The sequence below is a fragment of the Streptococcus sp. HMSC066F01 genome (genome assembly GCF_001837335.1).
Taxonomy (GTDB): domain Bacteria; phylum Bacillota; class Bacilli; order Lactobacillales; family Streptococcaceae; genus Streptococcus; species Streptococcus oralis_S.
In genome coordinates this window covers 1320-3476 of record NZ_KV832093.1, presented here as the reverse complement: position 1 = coordinate 3476, position 2157 = coordinate 1320, and the positions used below count along the sequence as shown (strand labels likewise).

The window sequence follows — 2157 nt, the reverse complement described above, 5'->3', positions numbered from 1 at the left end:
AGGTCGTGTTGAGAAATCAAACACAATCACAACTCCAGCCGTAGATGAGATCGTTGAAGTAGGAACTAAGAAAGTAGCTTCTACAACAACCAACGGTGATAAGAAGGATCCTGCAACAACAGGAAACCAAGCCGAAAGCACTAAGAAAGAAGAAACTGCAAGTCAAGATAAGAAAGCTCTACCAAGCACAGGTACAGCAGTATCTAGTCTTCTTTCAGTCATCGGTCTTGCCTTTGCAAGTCTAGCTGCTTTTGTCCTTCGTAAGAAAGACTAAGGCTCTCTAATTGTACAAAAGCATCTTTTGTACGAGAAATACTAAAAAGAACCCAGAATTTATTCTTGGGTTCTTTTTTATAAAAAATTAAATATATTAATGTTTATGTGTAGTATGAGCACGTTATGAAACTCATGGAGTGATAATAGGTTCAACAATAAAAAGGCTATTTACATAGTGTAAACGCCTGTTCTGAAATTTTGATATTTTAATTATTCTCACCGAAAATTGACAGTCTGGAAATACAAAATAATAAATTTTTATCTATAATCTACTTTTAATTGCCCCCTTTTTGTGTTAGAATGAGGTGAACATTTCTTTTTAAAATGATTGTATACAAATCATTTTTAGTTTGGAGGTTAATTATGAAATGGAGAAGAGGCATGAAAGTGCCGTTTTCTACTAATTTAGGTAGAAAAACAAAGGCTTATATCGGCCTGGTCGTTTTACTTTTTTCTATTTTTCTTCTTCCGGTTCAGTCTTATGCTGCATTAGAAGAGATTAAAAATGGAACGGATATCTCTACCTTGGATATTCGTAAGTTTAATTTAAATATTAACAATGCTAGTGTTTTATCTAAATCACAGTCTGTTGATCAGTTTCATCTATCGAATCCCCATTATGAATATCTAAGTGGGGGTGCTTATCCAGGTGAGATGGAAAACTTTACTCTCAAAGTAGATAAAAGTAAAAAGCAAGATCAAGTTTTTGAAAATCCTTTATCTCTAAAATTCACAAATATTGGTAACGTTCACGGTAAGCAAGTAGATGCTTATTTAAAATTTAATAAGGTAACTCTTCACTATCTAAATACTGCTCAAGCAGAGTCTGAAATGAATAGTGCTCAAAAATCTACTGTCGAATTTTTCTCAATTTCTGAATTATGGGAAAGTAGTGCTTTCGAAATTGGGAATGTTCCTTATGTGGATGCGAATCATGACTACATCATGAATAAAGCGTTTTGGATTGATGCTGATGTTACAGCAGAAATTCGTTATGCTGATGGAACAGAAACAGACTTGAAATTGGTCATGAAACCAACAGATATTGATGCAATTGATGCAAACAATTTGAAGGAAACTTTCTATGTAAAAAACTATAAGAATGATGTGAACCTTCGATTAATGAACAATGCCAATGTCTTGCAACAGGAAGAAACAAGTGACCGTACTTCATGGATTGCCACTCAAATAACGGGAGGTAGTTACTATGAAAACAATGTTTCAGGTTTAGCGCTTCGTTCAAATAGTAACAGCATGAATTTTGGTTATTCATCTACGGAAACCTGTTCTGCTGTATTTGGATTGTATGTTGAAAAGCTTGACCCAAGTCCAGTTCTCGAGGTGGAACCAACTGAGATTCCAGCTAAAGAGGGGCAGGATGTAACTTATAAGGCTACTTTTAAAGTTCCGGTTCCAGGTAAAGACCTTTTAGCAGCTCCATCATCTATTGAAATGGTTCAAAATTTTGATGATCGCTTGGACTATAAAGAACTTAAAGTTGAATCAGGTGGAGTGACTCTGCAAGAAGGACGTGACTATACGATCGAGAAGTCAGGTCAAACAGTTACTGTTAAAATGACACCTGAATACATAAAATCAAATTCTGCCGCTGAGATTATTATCACTTATAAAACAGCTACAAACAAAAAAGTGGAAGAAAAGGGACCTGAAAAAATTAACAACACTGTAACCTTGCATGTTGATAACTTATCAGCTCCTTCTAATCAAGTGAGCACGGCTCTTCTTTACGAAAAACACCATGAATTTGTCAGTGGAACTCCAGGTAAAGAGTTGCCACAAGAAGTGAAAGACTTGCTTCCAGCAACAGAAAAGAATTTACCTAATGGCAGTCAAGCAACGCCAACGCAACCAAGTCAAACA

At 35.4% G+C, this 2157-nt stretch carries 2 protein-coding genes; both read left to right on the top strand.

Annotated features, from left to right (window positions below):
• On the top strand, positions 1-274 hold a 274-nt coding region (locus HMPREF2655_RS03005; protein ID WP_049500709.1), incomplete at its 5' end, for an LPXTG cell wall anchor domain-containing protein.
• A gap of 365 nt (positions 275-639) precedes the next feature.
• A partial coding sequence (locus HMPREF2655_RS03000) for an isopeptide-forming domain-containing fimbrial protein (protein ID WP_142352114.1) occupies positions 640-2157 on the top strand: 1518 nt, incomplete at its 3' end.